This is a genomic window from Enemella evansiae, from assembly GCF_004362375.1.
Lineage (GTDB): Bacteria > Actinomycetota > Actinomycetes > Propionibacteriales > Propionibacteriaceae > Enemella > Enemella evansiae.
In genome coordinates this window covers 486,344-506,487 of sequence record NZ_SNXA01000009.1, presented here as the reverse complement: position 1 = coordinate 506,487, position 20,144 = coordinate 486,344, and the positions used below count along the sequence as shown (strand labels likewise).

Sequence of the window (20,144 nt, the reverse complement as noted above, 5' to 3'; positions counted from 1 at the left end):
CAGACGATCAGGAAGCGGCCTTGCCCATCGGGGTGCCCGGGCGGACCTTCTTCGGCTTGCCCGACTTGCCGTTGCTGGCCTTGCCGTTCACCATCGAGGTGTCGTACGCCAGGGTCCCGGCGGCGTAGGCCATCGCCTTGAGGTTGATGTCGATCGCCTCCCGGCTGATGTTGTTGATGTCGTCTTGAGCGGTGTGGTAGTTCGGGTCGTAGAGGATGCCCTCGGTGCCACCGAACATCTCGACTTCCTCAGCGGTCTTGGTGCCATCGGCACCGGTGAACAGACCGGAGGAGGGGATGCCGTTCTCGATGAACGGCTGGTAGTCGGAGCGACCGGAGAACTCGGTGTCCACCCACGGCTGCTGGATCGCATCGAAGCGGTCGGTGAAGATCTTCTCCAGCGCCGCCGAACCCTCGGGCACCGGAACCGGGGCCTCGTAGGTCGACTGGTTGGCGTCGTAGACACCGATGATGTAGTTCGGCGAACCGACCATGTCGTAGTTCAGGTAGCCGGCGATGTTCTGCAACTCGGCCGGGTTGTTCTCGACCAGATCGTTGACGTAGTAGGTCGCACCGAGCAGGCCCAGCTCCTCGGCACCCCACCAGGCGAACCGCACCTTGTTGTTGACCTTGTTCGCCCGGCCCAGCTGCACCGCGGTCTCCAGCTGCGTGGCGGCACCGGAGGCGTTGTCGCTCATCCCGGGGCCCTCATAGGCGCCGTCCAGGTGGGCGCCGAGCACCACGACGTTGTCGGTGCGGCCGGTCTTCGTCTCGGCGAAGATGTTGAAGGTCTGGCGCTCCTCGACGACCTTGTCGAGCACGAACTTCATCACCACCGGGCCGCTGGCCATCTTGGCGACCAGCGTCTGGCCCTCGGCCTGGGTGACACCGGTGGTCGGGACGTAGTTGTCACCGGGGGCGCCGAGGGTGCCGTTCAGGGCGCCGTCGGTGTTGTTGTAGATGATCGCGGCCGAGGCGCCGGCGGCCTTCGCCGCGGCCGACTTCTGGCCGAAGGAGCAGGTGCCCCGGCTGATCAGGGCGATCTTGCCGGTCGCGTCCACGCCGCCCCACTCGCTCGCGTCGCAGCCGGTGGCGACCGCGGGGGCCACCAGTTCGGCGGTCACCCCGGCCGGTCCGGTGGACGGCGAGTAGCTCATCGGGGTGTGCTCCACCGAGCGGGCGGTCGGCGAGACCTCGTCCAGCGAGGTGGCGTTCACCTGCTCGAAGATGAAGTCGAAGTATTGCCGGGTGGTGGTGTACCCGGCGGCGGCGAGGGTCTTCTCCACATACTGGGCGGAGGCCTCGTAGCCGGGGGTGCCGGCGGCGCGGTTGCCACCGTTGGCGTCGGCGATCGCCTGGAACTGGTTCAGGTGCTGCATCGCGGTGTCGGTGGAGACGGCCCTCGCCATCTTCTCGCCCGAGTTCGGATTGGGTGCGGCGGAGGCCGGAGCTGCGGCGAGCCCCGATCCGGCGAGTGCGGTGGCTGTCAGCGCTGCGGCGAGCGCGGTTGATCGGCGGCGGATGCGCACGGGGTGTCTCCTCGTCGTCTTTGATGGGATGGCCCGGCTTGTGACCGGGATCACAGCAACCTATGACCCGCGGCAGACAGTGGGCCAGCGCAATGAGAGGAGTCTCAGGTCACGAATGGGTCACTTGTCCGTCAGAAGCCGACGGTGAGGGCCAATCCGCCGAGCCCGAGCAGCGTGATCAGGCAGAGCCCGAGCAGCCAGCGGTGCGCGTGACCGAGGTCCGGCGGCGGGTCCGCGGAGTCCTTCGCACCGGCCCCGTCGGCCGCCGGCACCAGTGCCAGGGCGACCCGGGTCGGGGCGGCCATGGTGAGTACGCCGGAGGAGAGGTTCTGGATGGCGACGAGTTCCAGAGCGGGTACGCCGATGGCGTGCGCGGCCTGCGCCTGGCTGGCCACGAACATCGCATTCGCACCGACCACCGTGCCGCTGACCAGGCCGCCCAGGCCGCCGACGAACGGCGCCAGGAACAGATAACCCCGGCCGAGCTGGGCCAACCCGGTCGCCACCGCCGCGCTCATCCCGGTCAGCGTGAGCACCGCGCCGAGCAGCAGGAAGCCGGCGGTAGCGCTGCCGACCGGCCACCAGCGGCGTACCGAGGCGACCAGATCGGATCGGACGAGTGCCGCCGAACTGTGGTGCTGGCGCAGCGCCACCGCGCTCGCCACCACCAGCCACAGCGACCCCAGCCCGAGCAGCTGCCAGGCCCCGCCGGTCCCGGTCACCCGCAGCGCGATACCGCTGACCAGCAACCCGACGACCAGCACCAGATAGGGCAGCAGGGCTGCCGCGGTCTCGCGATCCAGACCGACCCGGGCACCGGCCAGCCGGAACCGCAGCAGCGCCACCGCGGTCGCCGCCAGCGCACCGAGCACCCCGGCCAGCGGCGGACCGAGCAGCCAGTTCGTCGCCACCAGTACGCCCCACAGCACCGCGCCGATGAGCAGCACGTCGAGCAGCGGCGTCACCCGCAGCGCCTGTCGGCGGTAGCAGAGCGCCTGGGTGGCCAACCCGGTCAGCAGAATCGGCAGCCAGGCGAGCTGGGCGCTGCGCACCCCGAGCTCGATCTCACCCACCCCGCCGAGCGCGGAGGCGACCAGCGCACCGGGTGCGAGCGCACCCCAGGTGGTCAGGAACAGCCCGAACAGGGCCAGGATCAGCGAACGCGTCCGGTCGAAACCGAGATGCCGCAGCAACGGGACCGCGACCATCGCACCGAGCCCGTAACCGGTCACCGATTCGGCGAACGGGGTGAGCCCGAAGACCAGCAGCAACGCCGCCCGCTCCCGCTGTCCGGCGCCGCTGCGCTCCACCCAGGCGGCGATCGTCGCCTGCGCGCCGACCCGGTCCAGCACCCGATTCAGCAGCACCCCGCCGAACAGCACCGCGAGCACCTCGGCGATCGTCGGCGCCAGTCCGAGCAGGCCCGCGGACCAGCCGGCGGCCGGCGCCCGGAAGAGCGTCAACCCCAGCAGGACGGCGGCGGTGAGGGAGAGCAGGGCCGCCGTCAGTGCCTTCATCCGCAGCGCCAGCGCGAGCACGGCGACCAGCAGCGGCAGCGCCGCCAGCAGAGTGGTGAATTGCACCGGCCGAGCCTACCGAGCAGACCCCGGCCGAACGGCACCATGGACACATGGGAGCCAGCCGCATCCTCGTCGTCGAGGACAACGACGCCATCCGCCTCGCCCTGCGCTCGGCGCTGCGCGGGCAGGGTTTCGAGGTCGGTGAGCTGGCCTCGGGGGACGGGGTGGAGGCGAGGTTGGCGGACTTCGCGCCGGAACTGGTGGTGCTCGATGTGATGCTCCCCGGCGGCCGGGACGGGTTCGATCTGCTGCCGGTGATCCGGGCGCACAGCAGGGCCGGCGTGCTGATGCTGACCGCCCGGGACACGATGGCCGACCGGGTCCGCGGGCTGGCCGAGGGTGCGGATGACTATCTGGTGAAGCCGTTCGCGATGGTCGAGGCGATCGCCCGCTGTCACGCGATCCTGCGGCGTACCGGGGCGATCGGCGCCAGCGTCACGATCGGCGAGCTGACGATCGCCGACGAGGCCACCCGGGTCAGCTGCGGCGGCGTACCGGTCGAGCTCACCGCGACCGAACGCAGGATCCTGGCACTGCTCGCCCGCCAGGTCGGCCGGGTGGTGCCCAAGTCACAGCTGCTGACCAGCATCTGGGGCTATCACGGATACGACGCCAATGTGGTGGAGGTGCACGTGTCGACGCTGCGCAGGAAGCTGGAGCGGTACGGCCCGCGGGTGGTGCACACCGTGCGCGGCGAGGGCTATCGGCTGGGGGAGTCGTGACCGAACCACCCCGTACCGAGGCACCCCTGCCGGCCGCCAGCCTGCGGACCCGGGTGCTGCTGGCCATGCTGGCGGTGCTCGCGGTCACCCTGGTGGTGCTGGTGACCACAGTGGGCCAGATCTACACCGCCCAGGCGCGCCGGGATGTGACCACGCTGGTGAACCAGCGGATCGGGCTGGCCCAGCAGCTGGCCCGCACCCCGATCGGCCCCCAGGGGTTGGCGGATCGGGTGTCGGGCCGGGAGCTGCAGGTGGAACTGGTGCTGCGTGGCGGGCAGCGCTACCAGTCCGGCCCGGAACCCGAGCGGCCCGGACGGGCCCGCACGGCGACGCTGCAGGGCGGCCGGGCGGCGTATGAGGGGGCGACCCTCACCGTGACCGCCGACCTGGCGGCGACGAACGCCTCGTCGGCGGCGGTGCAGCGGGCGCTCTGGATCGCCGCCGCGGTGGTGCTGCTGCTCGGCGGTCTGCTCACCTGGCTGGCGACCTGGTTCGCGCTCCGGCCGCTGAAACGGATGGCCGGCTCGGCCCGCCGGATCGCGGGCGGGGAGCGCGGGGTCCGGCTGCGGCCGACCAACCCGCGGACCGAGATCGGTGCCACCGCGACCGCTGTCGACCAGATGCTCGACGAGCTGGAGGGTGCCGAGCTGCGGGCCCGGGAGGCCGAGCAGGTCGCCCAGGGGTCGGCGGAGCGGATGCAGTCCTTCCTGGCCGACGCCGCCCACGAGCTGCGTACCCCGCTGGCCGGGATCCAGGCGGCCAGCGAGGCGCTGCTCACCGAGTCGTCGCCGGCGGAGCGACAGCAGTTGGAGCTGCTGCTGGCCCGCGAGGCGCAGCGGGCGGGGGCGATGGTGTCCTCGCTGCTCGACCTGGCACGGATCGATGCCGGGCTGGATCTCAACCGGGGGCCGGTATCGCTGGGTGCGCTGGTTGGTGCGGAGGCGGAACGGGTCGAGCTGGCGGGACCGGCGGTGACCGTGCACCGGGTCGGGTTGGCCGACCTGGCGATCATCGGCGACGCCGACCGGGTGGCGGGCGCGCTGCGGAATCTGGTCGACAACGCGATCCGGTACGCCGCAGTGGGCGGCCCGGGTGGGTGGATCGAGCTGGGCCTGGCGCAGGACGGGGACACCGCCGTGCTCACCGTCACCGACTCCGGGCGCGGCGTACCCGATCACCAGCGCGAGCGGATCTTCCACCGGATGGTCCGGCTGCGCGGTGAGGAGGTCGGCGCCGGATCGGGGCTGGGGCTGAACATCGCCCGCGGGTACGCCCGGGCGCACGGCGGTGAGGTGATCTGCGCTCCCGCCGAACCCGGCCGCGGCGCCCGCTTCGTGCTCACCCTCCCGCTCACCGACCAGTTCGCGCAGTGACGCCCTCTCGTTCATCGAGTAGCTCGCGCAGCGAGCGTGTCGAGATGAACCCCAGTGATCAGGAGATGACGGGAAGCTCCTTGTTGAAGCCAGCAAGGAAACGCGCCGGATCGGCATCCAGCACCCGGGTCAGCAGATTGGCGTACACCTGCCGGAAATCGAGGTTCGACTTGAGGTCGCCGTTGTCGAGATCGGTGAGGCTGGGCTGATCGCCGTGGAAACCCGGCCGCACCCCGCGGCCCATCAGGAACATCGGACCCGCCGTTCCGTGGTCGGTCCCGTCCGAACCGTTCGCCCGAACCCGCCGGCCGAACTCCGAATGCACCATCGTCACCACCTGCTTGCCCCGCTCGGTACCGTTCAGCCGCTGTTGGAAGCGGGACAGGCAGTCCGACAGATGCCCGAGAAGCCCTTCCAGGCTGGCCTTTTCGCCGGCATGGGTGTCGAAGCCACCGAGCGAGACCGAATAGACCCGCGACGGTACGCCGAGCTCGATCATCGCCGCGACCAGGTCGAGCTGCTGCTCCAGGGCCTGTTGCCCACCGGTCCCGGTGCCCGACCCCTGCCCCTGCGGCGCCTGGGCCTCCTCGCGCGCTCGGGCCACCGAGGGATCCAGCGCGACGCCGATCCGTGCCACCTCGCTCAGCGATCGTGCCGCGGCGGCCTGCAGCGGACAGTCCGCCGGATCGGGTCGGCCGAGCATCGCCAGCGGATTCGCCGTCGGCCCTTTGCCCAGTTGCAATCCCTTCGGTGGGCAGGAGGCCGCCGCGGTCCGGGAGCCGACCAGCACCGGTGGCAGCACCGGCTCGACCGAGACCGCCTGCAGCGGGTCACCGGTGGCATCGAGCCAGCGACCGAGCCAACCGCTCGGCTGGGGCGTACGCGGGTCCGCGGTCTGCCAGATCGCCATCGAACGGAAGTGGCTGCGGTCCGGCTGCGGATAGCCGACCCCGCGCACGATCGCCAGCTCCTTGCTGTCCCACAAGGATTTCAGGCCCGTCATCGCCGGGTTGAGGCCGAGCCCGTCGCCCAGGTCGAGGACCTCACCCGGCTGGTACGCCAGGTCCGGGCGGGCATCCTGGTAGGCCCTGTCGGCGGCCGGGATGACGGTGTTCAACCCGTCGTTCCCGCCATAGAGGGTCACCAGCACCAGCACCCCGGACCGCGGATCCAGCGGTGAGTCGATGGCCGCCTGACGCAGCACGTCGGGATGGGTCCAGGCGTAACCGCCGCCGGCGGCCAGGGCGCCGGCACCGGCCGCAACCCCTGACCAGGTGAGGAACTTGCGTCGGGAGAAAGTCATCGGGACACCACCACCTCGGGAGAGCAGGCGGCCGTCACCAGCATCGCCTGGGGTCTGTCGGCCTGTTGCAGTGCGGCCCTGGTCCGCTCGGTCCAGGTGACGCCGAAAGTCGTTGCCAGCAACGAGATCCGGGCATCAGCGCTGGTCTTCGCTGCCTCTTTCACGAAACCCGCCCGGGCGGCCACCAGATCGGCCAGGGTGGCCCGTGCCACCGCCGTCCCGGTGTTCAACCAGAGCTGGTCCGAGGGCCAGCCGCCGACACTCGGCGGGGTGAACGGCACCTGGCCCATGGCCCGCAGGGCGCGCTGCACCCTGGCCAGGTCGTCATCGGACCAGTCCTGGGGCCGGACGCCGAGCACCCGCAGCAGACCGACGAGCCACTCCACCGGGGACTTCACCAGCGCATGGCGGTCGTCCCGGAAGGCCGGTCCGCTCGCCACCGCGGTCAGCACCGAGGCCACCGATCCGCTGCCGAAAGTCCGCGGGAGGCCGGCGAGCACGTCGTCGGGGATCGGGTGGTCGCCGACCAGCCGGAACCAGAGCCGTTGCGGGACGAAGGTCGTCCATGCCGGTTTCTGCAGGACCACGTCGGCGAACCCGGCCGCGTCGAAGTTTCCGGTCCGACCGAGGATCGTCTTCGGTTTCCGATCCTGCCGCTTCGGCTGCAGCACGGCGCGCTCACCGGTGATCACCCAACCGGTCAACGCGCGTGCGGCCTCCCGGACATCCTGTTCGCTGTACTGGCCGACACCGAGGGTGAACAGTTCCATGAACTCGCGGGCCAGGTTCTCATTCGGTGCCTTGAGGGTCGACTTCTCCCCGTCCAGCCAGTCGATCATCGCCGGGTCGGTCAGCATTTCCTTCGCCAGGGTGGGAAAATCGCCGAGCGCGTTGCGGCGGAAGGTCTCGTTCTGCGGCAGCATCAGCGCGACCGGGCGGACCTTGGCGAAGCTGGTCGCGAAGTGCCCGTGCCAGAACCAGGTCAGCTTCTCCACCCCCTGGTGCTCGGCGGCGACCATCCGGGCCAGCCACCAACGGATCAGCGCGGTGCGGTTGGTCTGCTGGACCTTGGCGTAGGCGAGCTTGCTGTCCTGGTCGTTCCGGTCCCGCTTCGGTGTCGGCTGCAGCGTCGGCGGCGGGGTGGCCGCGGCGCCGGGATCATCACCGCTCGGTGTGAGCAGCGTGGTCAGCGTCTGCCGGAAACCGGCCTGCTGGGCACGCTCCCGCTCGGCCGGGGTGGCCGAGAAGGCGTACCGGTCGAGCAGTCGGGTGACCGCCTGGGCTTCGGACAGTTGGGGCATGGCAACCATGCTGGTACGCGGTGGGGTCGCCGGACAGCGGGTACGGTCCGTTCTTCAGCCATCCAACAGGTTCACCCGGCCGTCGAGCAGGTCGTGCAGCGACCCAGCGGGTTCGCACGGTCTTCGAGTAGGTCGCGCAGCGACCCAGCGGGTTCGCACGGTCTTCGAGCAGGTCGCGCAGCGACCGTGTCGAGAAGATCTGGTTCATCTCGACACGCCGACCATTGCTCCGCTTCGCTGCGCATGGTCGGCTACTCGATGAACGTCAGCGGAGGAAGGCCTGGATCAGCGGGCCGGCGGTCTTCGAACCGGATTCCCCGTCGTTGACCCAGACGGCGACGGCGAGATCGCCGCGGTAGGCGATCATCCAGGCGTGGGTGCGCGGCGGGGTCGCGGTGCCGTATTCGGCGGTACCGGTCTTGGCGCCGTCGGCGGTGCCGGAGAGGAAGCTCGCGGTGCCCTGGGAGACCACCAGTCGCATCACCCGCTGCAGCGCGGACGCCTCGTCGGCGGTCAGCGGCCGGCTCGGCTGCGGCGGCGGGTTCCCCGCGACCAGGGTCGGGATCACGGTACGCCCGGCCTGCACCGAGGCGGCGACCGCGGCCATCGCCATCGGTGACGCCTCCACGGTGCCCTGGCCGATCAGCGACTCGGCCTTGCCGACGACATTGGCCGGATCGGGTACCGAGCCGAAGAAGGAGGAGAAGCCGGCGTCGTAGTCGGTGCCCAGCCCGAGGCTGGCCGCCGCCTCCCGCAGCGCCTGCGGGCTGATCCGCTGGCTCTCCGCGATCAACGCGGTGTTGCAGGAGTACGCGACCGCATCGGCCAGGCTCAACCGGCCTACCTTCGATGCCGGGAAATCGCTGTAGTTCTTGAAGGTCCGGCCGTCGACGGTCACCGTGTCGGTGCAGTTCACCGGGGAGTCGGGGGTCATCCCGCTGCGCAACAGCGCGAGCGTGGTGACCACCTTGAAGGTCGAACCCGGGGCGTACCGGCCGAAGGTCGCATCCGGATTGCCACCGTTCCCCGCCGCGTTGGCGGCCGCCACGATCTTGCCGGTGGACGGCTGGATCGCCACCAGGGAAGCAGATCCGGACGCCCGGGAGAGCACCTGCTCGGCCTTCCGCTGGGCCGCGAGATCCAGACTCAGCGCGACATCACCACCGGTCTGGGCCGGTGCCTCGAAGAGCGTGACCGGCTTCATCGGCGCCGGGCTCGGGGTGGCCGCCGACGCGCTCGTACCGGGCGTGGCCGTCGCGGTCGGCGCCGGGGTCGGCGTCGTCCGCGGCACCAGCGACACCTTCGTCCCGGGCCTGCCGCGCAGCTGGGCATCGTCGCGTTTCTGCAGCCCGGAGATCCCGGTCTCATCACCGGGGAAGAGGGTGTAGCTCGACGCGGCGGCGACCTCCGGTGTCGCCGGTCCGGTGGTGCCGATCAGCTCGGGCGCGAACTCCTTGTCGGTGACCAGCGTCTGGTTCGACGGTACGCCGATCGCACCGGGGATCTGCCGCCAGCTGTCGTTCTGCGCCGCCTCCGGGCGCAGCGTGATCGCCTCGACGAACTGGGCCGGGCCGCCGGCGCGGACCTTGCTCAGATAGTTGTCGGGATTGATCTGCAGCGCCTGGGCCAGCCGGCGGGCCGAATCCTCGACCCGGGCCGCATCGACCCGGGACTTGTCGATGCCGACCCGCAGCACCGGCTTGTCCTCGGCGATCACCGCGGAGTCCTTGCCGGTGATCCGACCGCGGGTGGCCGGGGTGTTGGTGTGCACCAGCCGGGTGTCGAGCCCGAGCTGGGGATGGACCAGCTGCGGGGTCCAGTCGAGCACCCACTGGCCGTCGCGGTAGTTCAGCGTCGCGGTGGAGCGATAGGTCCACGGCTGGCCGGCGAACGGCCAGCTGTAGTCCAGGTCGACCGTGGCGACGTCACCATCGGTCTTCGTCCCGGTGACCGTCACCATCGGCTTGACGCCGTCCATGCCGCGGACGATCTCGCTCAGCTGACCGGCGGCGTCCTGGTCGGCGGGCACCTGGCTGAGGTCGGTGCGCTGCAGGCCGTCGATCAGCGCCTGCACCTGCGGCGCCGGGTCCGGTGGCTTCGGCACCGGCGGGGTGGAGAGCTTCGCCGCACAGCCCGACAGCAGCGCGGCCGCGCCGGCGAGCGCGAGCGGTCGGCGTACCGAGCGCAGCATCAGCGGCTGCTCCGCGAGCCACTCGACCCCGAGGATCCCGAGCTCGACGAGCCCGAGCCGGAGGAGCGGGAGGAGCTCGTGGAGCTGGACGAACTGGAGGTGACCTGCCGGGCGAGGGTGGACAGGCTCGGGGCGCTGGACTGGTCGGCGTCGGAGACCACGATCGCGACCGCGAAGGCGTCGGAGTAGCCGACCAGGATCTGGCGGCCGTCCGCCTCACCGGTGACGGCCTCCTTGAGCTGACCGTAGGAGCCGGTGGACTGCTTCATCATGGCCTGCAGGGACTTCGCCTCACCGTCGGTGAGCGGGGGTACGCCGTCCGCGCCGGCCGTCCGGTCGGGCACCACCGACGGGTTCACCGTGCGGCCGGCCTGCACCGAGGCGGCCATCACGGCCAGCGCCAGCGGGGAGGCCTGCACCGCACCCTCGCCGCCCTGGCCGATCAGCGCCTCGGCAGCGGCCAGATCACCGCTGGGTGCGGGGAAACCACCCAGGTTCACCGGCGTGCCCAGATCGGCCTGCCGGGCCAGCCCGAGGGATTTCGCCGCACCCTCCAGCTCACTCGGCCGCAGCTTCGACGCGGCCTGCGCCACTGCCGTCCGGCAGCCGCGGGCCAGTGCCTGCTCCAGCGTCATCGAGTTGCCGTTGTAGCTGAACCCCTTGGGGTTCTCGATGGTCCGGCCGCCGACATTGACGCTGCGCTCGCACGTCACCTTGTCGCTCAGCTTCACCCCGGAGCGGATCAGCGCGAGCGCGGCGACCGGGGAGGCGCCCAGCCCGGGGGCGAGCCTGCCGGTGGTCGAGTCGTCCTTGGCGCGGGCCGGCGGGGAGTCACCGGCGGCCAGCACCGCGCCGCCACCGGGACCGCTGCCGAGCCGCACCACCGCGATCGAGACCGGTTGTTTCGCCTTCGACACCGCGTCCTCGACGCGGGTCTGGACGTCGTCGTCGATCGTGGTCTGCAGGGTCTGCCCGGGCGCGTCGGGGAAATCGGCGACCAGGTTGTCCGACCCGGACTGTGCCGTGCCGGGGGCGGCGTCCCGGGGGACGAGATAGACCTTGTTGCCACCCCGGCCGCGCAGCTGCTGATCGAAGGTCTTCTGCAGCCCGCTCTGGCCGACGACGTCACCTGGATAGATGGTGCCGCCGGAGTTCGCGACCTCCTGCTCGGTCGCATAGCCGACGGTGCCGAGCAGCGCCTTGGCATACCCGGCGGACTTGGCGGCCGGCAGGTTCACGGTGCGCGACTCGGCACCCTTGGTCCGGCTGTAGTTGGCGGGGATCTCCTCGGTGCGGACCGGGGCGGCGTCGACGAAGGCGTTCGGACCGGCGGCGGCGACCTTCTGCTGGTACGCCGCCGGGTCCAGGTTGAGCTGGTCGGCGATGGTGCGGGCCGAGGACTGCTGGTCGCCGGTGTTGGGCACGGCCGCCTTGTTCAGTCCGAGCATCTGCAGCGGGGTGCTCTGCACCAGCACGGTCGCGCCGCGGCCGGTGATGGTGCCGCGCTCGGTGGTGGTGCGGTTGCGCTCCAACCGGTTGCCGGTGGTGAGCTTCGGGTGCAGCACCGAGGGTTCCCAGATCAGCTGCCAGGTCCCCTTGTCATCGACCAGGGTGGCCTTGGACTCATAGGCCCAGTCGGCCGAGAGCGGCCAGCTGTAGTCGAAGTCGACGGTGGCGGTGTTGCCGGCCCGCCGGATGTCCTGCACGGTGACCTTGGGCAGCAGCCCGTTCATCCCCCGCAGCAGCACCGGCAGGTCGGCGTTGGGGTCGCCGCTGCGCAGCGGCACGTTCTGCAGGCTGCCGGTGGACAGGCCCTGGGCGACGGCTGCGGCGGCGTCCTCGACGGTCGCGGCGGGCGGGCTCTGACTGCCGGAGGCGTCGTCCGAACCACCGCCGCAGGCGGTCAGCAGGGTGGCCGTGGTGACCGCCAGAGCGATCGGAACACGCGTCCGCACGAAAGACTTCCTCCAGACAGATCCCCGGAGCATCGCCGTCGCGGGGTGTCGACAAACTGGGTCCAATTGTATGCGACCGTTTCAATCGCTGGCGGTGACGACGCGATCGGCGCGCGTGTAGACGTTGAGCCGGGGTGGCCGGACGAAGCCGAACAGCGTCATGCCGGCCTCCTCGGCGCACTCGACCGCCAGCGAGGAGGGCGCCGAGACCGCGACGAGTGCCGGGATGCCCGCCATCAGGGCCTTCTGGGTCAGTTCGAAGGAGGCCCGGCCCGAGACGACCAGCACCGAACCGGTCGCCGGCAGCCGGCCGTTCAGCAGCGCCCAGCCGATCACCTTGTCCACCGCGTTGTGCCGACCCACGTCCTCGGCGCTGTGCAGCAGCTCACCGGCGGCGGAGAACAACCCGGCCGCGTGCAGCCCGCCGGTCCGGGAGAAGGTGCGCTGGTGCTCCCGCAACCGGTCCGGCAGCTCGGCGATGATCGCCGGGTCCAGGCGTACCGGATCGCTCGCCACGTCCCAGCGCAACTGCTGGGTGATCGCGTCGATGCTGGCCTTGCCGCACACCCCGCAGGAGGAGGTGGTGTAGAAGTTGCGGGTCGGGTCGACCGCCGGCGGCGGGACGTGTGGCGCGAGCTTCAGCTCCAGCACGTTGTAGGTATTCCGGGTGGTCGGCTGGTCGAGCACCCGCAGACCATCGCCCGCGGCGCCGTCGACCAGCAGCTCGTCGAGCTCCTCCACCGCCCCGGCGCAGTAGCGCGCGGTGAGCACGTCGTCGGGGCCGGCGATGATCCCTTCGGTGGCGAGGAATCCGTGCGCCAGCTCGATGTCGTTGCCGGGGGTGCGCATCGTCACCGCCAGCGGCGTCCCGTCGAGTCGGATCTCCAGCGGTTCCTCGGCGGTCAGCGAGTCGCTGCGCCGGGACGTGCCCTCGCCGAGAGTGATCCGGGTGACCGGGCGGCGTACCGTGACCCGGCCCATCAGTGCCCTGCCTGGCTGCGCATCCCTCGATCGTACGCGGGCATGGCAGGATCACCGCATGGCCCACCCGCTGCGATTCGCCGAGGACGACCCGCACCTGGCGCGGGTCCGGGAGATCTGCCTGGCGCTGCCCGAGGCCGCGGAGAAGATCTCGCACGGGCACCCGAACTTCTTCACCAGGAAGGTGTTCGCGGTCTTCGGCGGTGTCGTCAAGGGCGATCACGGCTCCGAGGAGTACGCCGACTCCATGCTGTTCCTCCCCGATCGCGAGGAGCGCGAGGCGCTGCTCGGTGACGAACGGTTCTTCGTACCGGCCTACTACGGCCCGGGCGGTTGGCTGGGCATCAACTTGCGCACCGTGACACCGGACTGGGCCGAGGTCGCCGAACTGGCCGACATGTCCTATCGCAACACCGCGACCGCCCGGCTGGTCAGGGAGTTGGACGCCCGGGCGTAACATCCGCGCCATGACCGAGCAGCCGAGCCACCACCAACCGGGGCACCTGCACCCCTCCGCACGTTCCGCGGCCGTGCCGCCGTTCGAGGTGATGACGGTGTTGCACAAGGTCTTCGAGCTGCGCGCCGCCGGGATCGAGGTGATCTCGCTGTGCGCCGGGGAACCGTCGGCGGGTGCACCCCAGGGGGTGCGTCGGCGCGCCGCCGAGGTGGTCACCGACGGCACCGCGCTGGGCTACTCGAACGCCACCGGGTTGATCGAGCTGCGCCAGGGACTGGCCCGGCACTACCGCCGCTGGTACGGGCTGGAGGTCCCGATCCGCAACATCGCGATCACCACAGGGTCCTCGGGCGCCTTCCTGACCAGCTTCCTGGCCGCCTTCGACGCCGGCGACCGGGTCGCGCTCGCCCGGCCGGGCTATCCGGCGTACCAGAACATCCTGACCAGCCTCGGTCTCGAGGTCGTCGAACTCGACTGCGGTCCCGCCGAACGCTTCCAGCCCACCATCGACCTGCTCGACCGGGCGTACGCCGAGGCACCACTCGCCGGGCTGGTGGTCGCCTCGCCCGCCAACCCGACCGGCACCATGCTCGCCGCGGGGCAGCTCGCCGAACTGGCCGACTGGTGCCGGGAGCGCGGGGTGCGGCTGATCAGCGACGAGATCTACCACGGCGTCACCTACGGCGCCTCGGTCGGTGACTGCGCCTGGAGCCACGACCGCAACGCGATCGTGGTCTCCTCGTTCTCGAAGTACTGGGGGATGACCGGTTGGCGGCTCGGCTGGGCGCTGGTGCCCGATGATCTGGTCGGCGCCTTCGAGGCGCTCACCGGCAACCTGTCACTGTGTCCGCCGGTACCGGCGCAGTACGCCTCGGTGGAGGCGTTCACCGAGCAGGCGTACGCCGAGGGGGTCGCGCAGGTCGCCGACTACGCCGCCGCCCGGCAGGTGGTGCTCGACCATCTCGACGAGCTCGGTTGGGTGGACGTCGCCCCGGCCGACGGGGCCTTCTATTTCTATGCCACGATCACCCCGGTGCTCGGCCCCCACCCCGACTCCCGCGCGTGGTGCGAGGCGCTGCTGGACCAGCAGCGGGTGGCGATCACCCCCGGTCTGGACTTCGACACCGCACACGGTGACCAGGCGGTCCGGATCTCGCTGGCGGCCGGTGCGGCGGCGGTCGCCGAGGCCGTCCGGCGGATCCTGGAATTCCAGCGGGGGTTGGGAGTCAGCGCCCCGACAGCCGGGTGATCGGCACCCAGGCCGCCACCATGATCGAGGCCGCGACCAGGCTGATCGTCTTGTTGAGGACGTCCTGACCGCCGATCACCCCGATCACCGCCCAGGCGAGCAGGGCCAGCGCGACGAGCACCAGCAGCGGCCGGATCGAGGCGCCGATCAGCCCGGTCAGCGAGGTCGCGGCGCCGGGGCCGAAGACGCCGACCATCAACCCGACGAAGGTGCCGATCAGGATGCCGTAGAAGGTCCGGGCATAGTCGGTGTGACCGAGCCAGCCGAGCACCGGCGAGGCCACCACGATGATGCCGGCGACCAGGCTGATGGCGCGGGCACTGCGCACGGTCGGCGAGCGCCGCGCGGGGGCTGGATGCAGATCGGTAGGGCTCACTCGTTCAGCCTAGTCGCCGGTTCGGAGGAGTCCTCGGTCGCGTGGCGCGCGGAACGGCGCGCGCGGACCCGGCGGACGATGAAGAGGATCAGGGCGATGGCGACCGCGGCGATCACGATGTTCTGCAGCACCCCGGTCCAGCGCTCGACCAGCTGCCAGTTCGCGCCGAGCTGCCAACCGGCCAGGATCAGCACGGTGTTCCAGATCCCCGACCCGAGCAGGGTGTAGAAGGTGAACTGCCACCACGGCATCCGCTCCACCCCGGCCGGGATCGAGATCATGCTGCGGAACAGCGGCAGCAACCGGCCGAAGAAGACCGCGGAGCGGCCGTGCCGGTTGAACCAGGCGACGGTGCGATCGATGTCGGAGACCTTCATCAGCGGCATCCGGTCGGCGAACACCCGCAGTCGCTGGACGCCCAGCTTCACCCCCAGCAGATAGAGCGCCCAGGCGCCGACCACCGATCCGGCGGTGGTCCAGGCGATCGCCGAGGTGAGGCTGAAATGGCCCCGGCTGGCGGTCAATCCGGCCAGCGGCAGGATGACCTCGCTGGGCACCGGCGGAAAGATGTTCTCCACCGCGACCGCGATCCCGGCCCCGGGCGCACCGATGGTCTGCATCAGGCCGACCAGCCAGTTGATGAGCGGCCCCAGGAAGTTGCCCACGCAGAAATCCTAGGGAAGTCGACAAAATGTGAGACGGGACACGAGACCACCTTTTGAAACTTACGGTTCCGTAGCTTACGGTTGCGTATGTGAGCCTCCAACAGAGCGTACGCCGCCGCCGACTGGTCGGTGGGCTGCGTTGGCTTGCGGAATCGCTCGCCACGCCGCTGGCGCCCGGGGACTTCTGGGATCTGATCGATCCGCTGCGCCCGGGGGCCGAGCTGCGCGGCCGGATCCTCGCGATCCGGGCCGAAACCCCCGATGCCGGCACGCTGGAGATCCAGCCGGGGCGGGATTGGCTGGGGCACCGGCCGGGGCAGTACGTGCGCCTCGGCGTCGATGTCGACGGCGTCCGGCAACACCGGGCGTACTCGATCACCTCGCCGGTCGGTGCACCCACCCTGACCATCACGGTCAAGGCGATCCCCGACGGTGCGGTCAGCAACCATCTGGTCCGGCACGCCCGGGTGGGGGAGCTGGTGCGGCTCAGCCAGGCCACCGGAGAGTTCACCCTGGCCGACCCGCTGCCCGAGCGGGTGCTGTTCCTGACCGCAGGATCCGGCATCACCCCGATCCTCGGCATGCTCCGCAACCACCTCGACGAACTCACCGACGTGGTGCTGGTGCACAGCGCGCCGCGGCCGGCCGAGGTGATCGCCCGGACCGAGCTCGAGGGGTACGCCGCAGCTGGCCGGTTGCGGCTGGTGCGCCGGCACACCGCGACCGAACCGATGCTCCAGCTCGCCGAGCTGGACGCCCTGGTGCCGGACTGGCGCGACCGCCGGGTGTTGGCCTGCGGCCCGATCGGCCTGCTGGACGCCTGCGAGGCGCACTGGAGCGAGCACGACCTGAGCGAGCGCCTGCACACCGAACGGTTCCGGCCGGCGCCCTTCGCCGCCGTCGGCGCCGGCGGCACGGTGTCCTTCACCGCCTCCGGGCGGACCGTCGACGCCACGGGCGCCCAACCGCTGCTCGATGCCGGCGAGGCGGCCGGGATCCCGCTGCCCTCGGGCTGTCGGATGGGCATCTGCCGCGGCTGCCTGGTGACGCTGCGCCGGGGCTCGGTCCGCGATCTGCGTACCGGGACACTGACCACTGCGGACGAGGACCCGATCCACGTCCAGACCTGCGTCTCGGCTGCCGCCGGCGACTGCGAACTCGACCACTGACCGAGGAGATGCGATGACCCAGACGCTCGAGACGAAATCTTCCGCGCTCGAGGAAGCCAAGGGTTCTTCTGCGCTTGACGAAGCGACCATCGACCAGATCGGTGCCGAGCTGGACGCCATTCGAGCCGAGGTGCAGGCCGACCTGGGAGCCGCGGACGCGGCGTACATCAGGCGGGTCATCCGGGTCCAGCGCAGCCTGGAACTCACCGGCCGGGTGGTGCTGCTGTTCTCGATCCTGCCGCCGGCCTGGCTGGTCGGCACCGCCGCGCTCTCGGTCGCGAAGATCCTGGAGAACATGGAGATCGGGCACAACGTGCTGCACGGGCAGTGGGACTGGATGCGCGATGACAAGATCCACTCGACCACCTGGGACTGGGATGCGATCAGCCCGGTCCGGCAGTGGCAGCGCTCGCACAACGACACCCATCACACCTGGACCAATGTGCTCGGCCGCGACGAGGATCTCGGCTACGGGATCATCCGGGTCGATGAGAAGCAGCCCTGGACGCTGGCCTCGTTGCCCCAGCCGCTGCTTGCGATCCTCAACGCGATGTTCTTCGAATACGGCATCGCGGCCTATGACATGCGACTCGGCCCCTACCTGAAGGGTGAGGTGGATCGCGAGGAGTTCCGCCGCAATGCCCGCGAGGTGCTCGCCAAGCTGCGCCGCCAGGTCACCCGCGACTACCTGGTCCATCCGCTGCTGTCGGGCCCGAGCTTCCTGCACACGCTGACCGCCAACGTGGTCGCCAATGTGGTCCGTAACGTGTGGAGCAACTCGATCATCATCTGCGGCCACTTCCCCGACAACGTGCAGACCTTCACCGAGGAGGATCTGGTCGGCGAGACCCGGGGTCGTTGGTACGTGCGCCAGATGCTCGGCTCGGCGAACATCTCCGGTGGCCGGTTGCTGCACATCCTCAGCGGCAACCTGTCCCACCAGATCGAGCACCACCTGTTCCCCGACCTGCCGAGCAACCGGCTGGCCGAGGTGGCGCCGAAGGTCCGGGCGATCCTGGAACGGCACGGGCTGGAATACGTGACCGGCCCGTTCCACCGTCAGCTCGGCCAGGTGTGGGCGACGATCTTCCGGCTTTCCCTGCCCAACAAGGAGGTCGGGCGCTCGCGGCTGCGTACCATCGGTGCCGCGGTCGCCGACAAACTCGGCGTACGCCGGTCGCGGGCGGCGCTCAGTCGATCACTCCGAACGCATATCCCTGCTGTTTGAACCAGTTGATCACCCCGGGCAGCGCCTGGTTGGTCATCGACTTTGTCGGCGGCGTCATCTCCGCCCGCGCCTGAACCGTGGCCGCGTACGATCGGCGACGGAGGTGTATTGAGGTATGCGGGTTGCGTTGGCCCTGGGCTCGGGAGGGGCGCGCGGATACGCGCATATCGGTGTGATCGCCGAACTCCACGAGCGCGGGCATGAAGTGGTATCGGTCGCCGGCACGTCGATGGGGGCGCTCGTCGGCGGATTGCAGGCGGCCGGCCGGTTGGAGCCGTTCACCGAGTGGGCGACGGGATTGACCCAGCGGGATGTCTGGCGGCTCCTCGACCCGGCCCTGACCGGGCCCGGGGTGATCAAGGCCGAGCGGGTGATCGCCCGGGTCAGCCAGATCCTCGACGGGGCCCGGATCGAGCAGTTGCCGATCCCGTTCACCGCGGTCGCCACCGACCTGGACAGCCGCCGCGAGGTCTGGTTCCAGCGCGGCCCGCTGGATGCCGCGATCCGTGCCTCCATTGCGATTCCGAGCTTCATCACCCCGGTCGTCATCAATGGCCGGACGCTGGTCGACGGCGGCCTGGTCAACCCGGTGCCGATCGATGCGACCTTCGGTTCGGTCGCCGATTTCACCGTCGCGGTGAACCTGGCGGGGTTGCCCGGTGCGACCCACGGGCCGCCGGTACGCGAGTCCAGCCAGCCCGAGCCCGGTGCGCCCTGGTTCGAGCGGATCCGCCGCGGCTTCGGCCATCTCGACATGGACTGGCTGCGGGCCCGGGGTGCCGAGCGCGGTGACCAGGCCGCCTTGCCGACCGCCGCCGAGGAGGTCGTCGACAAGGCCGCGCAGACCGCGCAGGCGGTCGCCGAGGTGGACCCGGACCTGGTCTTCGGGGCACTGCCGCGGGGGCTGAAGACCACCGATGTGATCGTGCAGTCGCTGGATGCGATGCAGGCGATGATCACCCGCTACCGGATGGCGGCGAATCCGCCGGATGTGCAGATCACCATCGCCGCCGATGCCGCCGGCACCCTGGATTTCCATCGGGCGAGCGAGATGATCGCACTGGGCCGGGAGAAGGCGAAGCAGGCCCTCGACGTCACCGACTACTGAGCGGGGTCCACACTGGTGGGATGGCTGAGGTGACGTTGCGGGTACGCATCCGTGGGCAGGTGCAGGGGGTGTTCTTCCGGCAGTCCACGCTGGACCAGGCGCGCCGGCTGGGTGTCCGTGGCTGGGTCGCGAACCGCTCCGACGGGTCGGTCGAGGCCCTGGTCGCCGGGCCGGCCGATGCCGTCCAGCGGCTGGTCGACTGGGCCCATCGGGGTCCCGAGCCGGCGACGGTGGACTCGGTCGAGACCACCGAGGACCCGGAGGCCGAGGTGCCCGCCGGCTTCGAGGTCCGCTGACCGACGCCGGTTGAGCAAGCGGGGTACGAGCGAGACGAAGCCCTCCCAACCGGGCTCAGACCCCCGCCCAGCGAGGATCCCGTGGCGTAACGGGCGGCGAGACACCAGTAACTGTCGCGGGACCCCAGTTGCAGTAGGGGTCTCACCACAGTTTCTGGTGTCTCGCGAAGCCCGGATCAGCCGACTCGACGACGGCATGGCGCTCGCAAGGCCGGCGCTCAGTCGGCCTGATCGAGGCCGACGGCGAGCGCCTTGACCGGGCCCCGGCCGGTGCTGAACTCGAGTTCGGCGCCGCAGCCCATCGGGTGGCAGCCGACCAGCACGATCGACTCGTGCTGCAGCCGGATCGCCAGGATGGCCAGCTGGCCACCCTGGCTGCGGACCAGCACCACGGTGCCGTCGGCGAACTGCAACCGGGTGGCGCCGGTCGCCGGCGCCCGGCGGATCCCGCGCAGCGGCGCCGCCCGCCGGATCACCGGTTCCAGCAGCGCCACCACCGCCGCCGAGGACAACTCGTCCAGGGCGGGATCCAGTGGCAGGTCCGGGTCCGGGTCCGGGGACGCGGCAGCGGCCGGCTGCGGCGTACGCATCCTGCGAAGGCACCAGCCGGTGAACACCAGGACCACCCCGAGCAGCCCGAGCCACCAGTTCACCCTTCCAGT

At 70.7% G+C, this 20,144-nt stretch carries 18 protein-coding genes; 8 read left to right on the top strand and 10 right to left on the bottom strand.

The features are described from left to right. Positions 1 to 7 precede the first annotated feature (7 nt). Together C8D81_RS10435 and C8D81_RS10430 are read right to left on the bottom strand one after the other, a co-directional pair. A complete protein-coding gene (locus C8D81_RS10435; RefSeq protein WP_094358996.1) occupies positions 8 to 1,528 on the bottom strand; it encodes a M20/M25/M40 family metallo-hydrolase in 1,521 nt (506 codons plus the stop codon). A 131-nt stretch (positions 1,529 to 1,659) separates the two neighbouring features. Further along, a complete protein-coding gene (locus tag C8D81_RS10430; protein ID WP_094431018.1) occupies positions 1,660 to 3,111 on the bottom strand; it encodes an L-lactate permease in 1,452 nt (483 codons plus the stop codon). 47 nt (positions 3,112 to 3,158) lie between these two features. On the opposite strand from C8D81_RS10430, the gene C8D81_RS10425 reads away from it, so the two are divergent. Then, a complete protein-coding gene (locus C8D81_RS10425) occupies positions 3,159 to 3,830 on the top strand; it encodes a response regulator transcription factor (RefSeq protein ID WP_094431016.1) in 672 nt (223 codons plus the stop codon). Further along, positions 3,827 to 5,203: a HAMP domain-containing sensor histidine kinase gene (locus C8D81_RS10420; RefSeq protein WP_094431014.1), complete on the top strand. Its 1,377-nt coding sequence runs from the start codon at positions 3,827 to 3,829 to the stop codon at positions 5,201 to 5,203. The genes C8D81_RS10425 and C8D81_RS10420 overlap by 4 nt, the downstream gene beginning before the upstream one ends. A 58-nt stretch (positions 5,204 to 5,261) precedes the next feature. On the opposite strand, the gene C8D81_RS10415 is transcribed toward C8D81_RS10420, so the two are convergent. The 5 genes from C8D81_RS10415 to fdhD form a co-directional block, all read right to left on the bottom strand. After that, positions 5,262 to 6,506 carry a DUF1501 domain-containing protein gene (locus tag C8D81_RS10415; RefSeq protein WP_094431012.1) on the bottom strand — a complete coding sequence of 415 codons (1,245 nt, stop codon included), beginning with the start codon at positions 6,504 to 6,506 and terminating at the stop codon, positions 5,262 to 5,264. After that, a complete protein-coding gene (locus tag C8D81_RS10410) occupies positions 6,503 to 7,807 on the bottom strand; it encodes a DUF1800 domain-containing protein (RefSeq protein ID WP_094431010.1) in 1,305 nt (434 codons plus the stop codon). The genes C8D81_RS10415 and C8D81_RS10410 overlap by 4 nt, the downstream gene beginning before the upstream one ends. A gap of 265 nt (positions 7,808 to 8,072) precedes the next feature. After that, positions 8,073 to 9,998, bottom strand: coding sequence for a penicillin-binding transpeptidase domain-containing protein (locus tag C8D81_RS10405; RefSeq protein ID WP_094431008.1), 1,926 nt, complete (start codon positions 9,996 to 9,998; stop codon positions 8,073 to 8,075). Beyond that, the gene (locus tag C8D81_RS10400) at positions 9,998 to 11,953 is read right to left on the bottom strand and encodes a penicillin-binding transpeptidase domain-containing protein (protein WP_166646760.1); all 1,956 of its coding nucleotides are present in this window, start codon (positions 11,951 to 11,953) and stop codon (positions 9,998 to 10,000) included. Before C8D81_RS10400 ends, C8D81_RS10405 begins: the two co-directional genes overlap by 1 nt. A gap of 81 nt (positions 11,954 to 12,034) precedes the next feature. Then, on the bottom strand, positions 12,035 to 12,934 hold the full coding sequence (gene fdhD, locus C8D81_RS10395) for a formate dehydrogenase accessory sulfurtransferase FdhD (RefSeq protein ID WP_133626022.1): 900 nt from the start codon (positions 12,932 to 12,934) through the stop codon (positions 12,035 to 12,037). A gap of 58 nt (positions 12,935 to 12,992) precedes the next feature. Here fdhD and C8D81_RS10390 point away from each other — a divergent pair, with 58 nt between their 5' ends. Both C8D81_RS10390 and C8D81_RS10385 read left to right on the top strand, forming a co-directional pair. Further along, positions 12,993 to 13,391, top strand: a complete 399-nt coding sequence (locus C8D81_RS10390; protein ID WP_133626021.1) for an MmcQ/YjbR family DNA-binding protein — start codon at positions 12,993 to 12,995, stop codon at positions 13,389 to 13,391. Positions 13,392 to 13,401: 10 nt separating this feature from the next. Further along, on the top strand, positions 13,402 to 14,640 hold the full coding sequence (locus tag C8D81_RS10385) for a pyridoxal phosphate-dependent aminotransferase (RefSeq protein ID WP_094427088.1): 1,239 nt from the start codon (positions 13,402 to 13,404) through the stop codon (positions 14,638 to 14,640). Here C8D81_RS10385 and C8D81_RS10380 read toward each other — a convergent pair. After that, complete coding sequence (locus tag C8D81_RS10380) at positions 14,618 to 15,016, bottom strand: hypothetical protein (protein WP_133626020.1); 399 nt, start codon at positions 15,014 to 15,016, stop codon at positions 14,618 to 14,620. The two genes, C8D81_RS10385 and C8D81_RS10380, sit on opposite strands and share 23 nt — an antisense overlap. Continuing rightward, positions 15,013 to 15,681, bottom strand: a complete 669-nt coding sequence (locus tag C8D81_RS10375) for a DedA family protein (RefSeq protein ID WP_229119291.1) — start codon at positions 15,679 to 15,681, stop codon at positions 15,013 to 15,015. The genes C8D81_RS10380 and C8D81_RS10375 overlap by 4 nt, the downstream gene beginning before the upstream one ends. An 89-nt stretch (positions 15,682 to 15,770) precedes the next feature. Between C8D81_RS10375 and C8D81_RS10370 the strand changes: the two genes are divergently transcribed. From C8D81_RS10370 to C8D81_RS10355, 4 genes are all read left to right on the top strand, one after another. Beyond that, positions 15,771 to 16,850 (top strand): ferredoxin reductase, encoded by a 1,080-nt coding sequence (locus C8D81_RS10370; protein WP_208109213.1) that lies wholly within the window; start codon positions 15,771 to 15,773, stop codon positions 16,848 to 16,850. A gap of 13 nt (positions 16,851 to 16,863) precedes the next feature. After that, entirely contained in the window at positions 16,864 to 18,078 is a 1,215-nt protein-coding gene (locus C8D81_RS10365) for a fatty acid desaturase family protein (protein WP_133626019.1), read from the top strand. Between the two features lie 115 nt (positions 18,079 to 18,193). Then, positions 18,194 to 19,186 (top strand): patatin-like phospholipase family protein, encoded by a 993-nt coding sequence (locus C8D81_RS10360; protein ID WP_094359022.1) that lies wholly within the window; start codon positions 18,194 to 18,196, stop codon positions 19,184 to 19,186. A 20-nt stretch (positions 19,187 to 19,206) separates the two neighbouring features. Further along, positions 19,207 to 19,482 carry an acylphosphatase gene (locus C8D81_RS10355; protein ID WP_094359024.1) on the top strand — a complete coding sequence of 92 codons (276 nt, stop codon included), beginning with the start codon at positions 19,207 to 19,209 and terminating at the stop codon, positions 19,480 to 19,482. A gap of 218 nt (positions 19,483 to 19,700) precedes the next feature. Here the strand turns inward: C8D81_RS10355 and C8D81_RS10350 are convergent, their stop codons facing one another. Continuing rightward, entirely contained in the window at positions 19,701 to 20,135 is a 435-nt protein-coding gene (locus C8D81_RS10350) for a hypothetical protein (protein ID WP_133626018.1), read from the bottom strand. Positions 20,136 to 20,144: the final 9 nt, after the last annotated feature.